The organism is Nocardia sp. NPDC060220 (assembly GCF_042727815.1).
GTDB lineage: Bacteria > Actinomycetota > Actinomycetes > Mycobacteriales > Mycobacteriaceae > Nocardia.
The window spans coordinates 1-3,045 of sequence record NZ_JBHWZY010000822.1 but is presented as its reverse complement, the minus strand read 5'-3'; the positions used below and the strand labels follow the sequence as shown (position 1 = coordinate 3,045).

Genomic DNA, 3,045 nt, shown 5'->3' with positions numbered 1-3,045 from the left:
ACGGTGTGGTTGACCGGCCTGTCCGGGTCGGGGAAGTCCACCCTGGCCGTCGAGCTCGAGCGACTGTTGGTCGCGACAGGCCGGCCCGCCTACCTGCTCGACGGTGACAATCTGCGGCACGGTCTCAACGCCGGTCTCGGCTTCTCCCCCGCCGACCGGGACGAGAACGTTCGCCGGGTCGCCGAAGTCGCCGCGCTGTTCGCCGATTCGGGTGCGGTGGCGATCGTGTCGGTGATCAGCCCGTTCGCCGCACAGCGCACCGCCGCACGGACCGTCCACACCGACCGCGAACTGCCGTTCCACGAAGTCTTCGTCGACACTCCGCTCGCGGAATGCGAGCGCCGCGACTCCAAGGGCCTCTACGCGAAGGCCCGTGCGGGCGAACTGCCCGGCTTCACCGGAATCGGCTCCCCCTACGAACGACCCGACCATGCTGACCTGGTCATCACTCCCGAGCTCGGCTCGCCTGCCGAGATCGCCGCCCACATCCTCCGAGAGCTAGGAATCACAGACCGTTGACCCACTCCAGTACCGCCACCGAATCCGGTAGCAGCACGCCACCGGAACCACTCACCGCGCCGTTCCTCGCCGCGGTAGCCCAGGCCGAAACGCTCATCGCCGGGGCGGAATTCGTCCGCAGCGATCAGGACCTCGCCGAGGGCTACGACTATCTCGCCGCCAGCGTCGCTGCCTGCCTGCGCCTTTCGGGTGCCCACGGCACTTCGCATCCCTATTTCGTGTCCTCGACCGGCCCGTACGCCAAGATGGGCCTGGACAACCCGGACACCCTCTACTACCACGCGACCATCGAGCCGACCGCCGAGTACCTCGTGAGCGGGGTGCGCGGCAGCACCGTCGATCTGAGTTTCCAGGTACTCAAAGGCGACTACACCGCGACCGACGTGCCCGGTGGCGCCGACGCCTTCGACGACCGGCGCATTCCGATCGCCGCCGACGGCAGCTTCTCGCTGCGCTTCGGACCGCCGAAGGCCGACGCCGGGCCGGACTACTTCCCACTCGGGGAAGGCGCGTCCATGCTGGCCGTGCGCGAGGTCTACAGCGACTGGACCGAGCGCAAGGGCTCGATCCGGATCGAGCGGGTCGACACCATCGGCACCGCACCGGTCGAACCGGATCTGGCCCGTCTGCGCAAACGGTACGGTGCGGCGGCGAAGATGCTGCTCACCCGGGTGCACACCTGGTTCAACTTCCCGAAGTGGTTCTACCTCGATCTGCCGGTGAACACCCTCACCGCGCCCCGGCTCACACCCGGCGGACTGAGCACCCAGTACTCCTCGGTGGGCCATTTCGATCTGGCCGACGATCAGGCGCTGGTGATCACCGTCCCGAAATCCGATGCGCCGTATCAGGGTTTCCAGCTGGGCAGTCTCTGGTACATCTCCCTGGACTACGTCAACCACCAGACCAGCCTCAATCACACTCAGGCCCAGGCGGATTCGGACGGTCTGATCCGGATGGTGGTGAGCAAGCAGGATCCGGGCATCGCGAATTGGATCGAGACCACCGGCCGCACGCGCGGAATTCTGCAGTTCCGGTGGCAGCGCACCGATCGGCCGATGACCGAGGCCGATGGGCCGACGGTCGAGGTCGTACCGATCGACGCAGTCGCACAACACCTTCCGTATTTCGAACACAACCGGATCGATGCCGCCGGCTGGCGCGACCGGATCTCGGCCCGGCAGCGGGCTTTCGCCGAAAGGATGCTGGGATGAGCGGGGCACTGTTGGACGGCAAGGTCGTCGTCGTTTCCGGGGTCGGACCGGGTCTGGGCCGGTCGATCTGTCTGGAGGCGGCCGCGGCAGGGGCGACGGTCGTGCTCGCGGCGCGCACCGAATCCCGACTGCTCGAGGTAGCCGCCGAAATCGAGGCCGCGGGGGGCGCCACGCTGAGCGTGCCCACTGACATCACCGACGAGGCGGCGGTCCAGAATCTCGTAGCGCGCACGGTCGACACCTTCGGCCGGGTCGACGCGCTCGTGAACAACGCGTTCTCGGTGCCGTCGATGAAGCCCCTCGACCGCACCGATTTCGACCACATCCGGTCGAGCCTGGATATGACGGTGCTCGGCGGCTTGCGGATGACGCAGGCGTTCGCGCCCGCGCTCGCCGAGGCCAAAGGCGCTGTGGTGATGATCAATTCGATGGTGGTGCGCCACTCGGAGCCGCGCTACGGCAGCTACAAACTCACCAAGGCCGCACTGCTGGCCATGTCGCAGACCCTGGCCACCGAACTCGGCGGCAAGGGCGTGCGGGTCAACAGCGTGCTGCCCGGCTACATCTGGACCGATCAGCTGAAGTGGTATTTCGGTCAGGTCGCCGAGAAGTACGGCATCACCGTCGAGCAGGTCTACGAGCAGACCGCGTCGAAGTCCGATCTGAAGCGGTTGCCCGAACCCGACGAGATCGCCCGTGCCGTGGTGTTTCTCGCCTCCGACTGGTCGTCGGCGATCACCGGTCAGACCCTCGACGTCAACTGCGGCGAATACCACAACTAGGAGCTTGTAGAAGATGACTGTGCGCACCGATGTCGGCACCGTGGCCGACCTGCACGCCTCAGCCACCAAACTCACCGGTCTCACCGATTTCGGGGCCGACGACTACACCGAGGCGTTGCAGGTTCTGCTCGACTCGTATCGCGACGAAGCCGGGCTCACCGAGATCGGCTCCAAGATGTCGCGCTTCTTCCTGCGCGGCACGCTGGTCGCCCGCGCGCTGAGCGAAGCGGCGTGGGCGGCGAATCCCGGCTATGTCGACACCCCGGTCACCCGGCCGATTTTCGTCACGGGTCTCCCTCGCACCGGCACCACCGCGCTGCACCGGCTGCTGGCCGCCGATCCGGCCAACCAGGGGCTGGAGATGTGGCTGACCGACTTCCCGCAGCCGCGACCACCGCGCGAGACCTGGGGCGACAATCCCGCCTACCAGCAGATCGACGCGGGCTTGCGACAGCATCAGGTGCAGAACCCCGAGTTCATGGGCCTGCACTACATGAGCGCCTCCGACGTGGAGGAATGCTGGCAGCTAC

The 3,045-nt window shown here is 66.9% G+C and carries 4 protein-coding genes; all 4 read left to right on the top strand.

Annotated features, from left to right (window positions below; translation table 11 throughout):
- The coding region (gene cysC / locus ACFWF3_RS30240) for an adenylyl-sulfate kinase (protein WP_379317067.1) at positions 1 to 519 on the top strand (519 nt) is incomplete at its 5' end.
- Positions 516 to 1,733: a hypothetical protein gene (locus tag ACFWF3_RS30235; protein ID WP_379317065.1), complete on the top strand. Its 1,218-nt coding sequence runs from the start codon at positions 516 to 518 to the stop codon at positions 1,731 to 1,733. The genes cysC and ACFWF3_RS30235, both read left to right, overlap by 4 nt.
- Positions 1,730 to 2,515: an SDR family oxidoreductase gene (locus tag ACFWF3_RS30230; protein WP_378889518.1), complete on the top strand. Its 786-nt coding sequence runs from the start codon at positions 1,730 to 1,732 to the stop codon at positions 2,513 to 2,515. The genes ACFWF3_RS30235 and ACFWF3_RS30230 overlap by 4 nt, the downstream gene beginning before the upstream one ends.
- A 13-nt stretch (positions 2,516 to 2,528) precedes the next feature.
- On the top strand, positions 2,529 to 3,045 hold a 517-nt coding region (locus ACFWF3_RS30225; protein WP_379317063.1), incomplete at its 3' end, for a sulfotransferase family protein.

What these genes read in the sequence shown, in the direction of transcription:
- ACFWF3_RS30230 (WP_378889518.1), top strand. Translation starts at nt 1,730, where the DNA reads ATGAGCGGGGCACTGTTGGACGGCAAGGTCGTCGTCGTTTCCGGGGTC.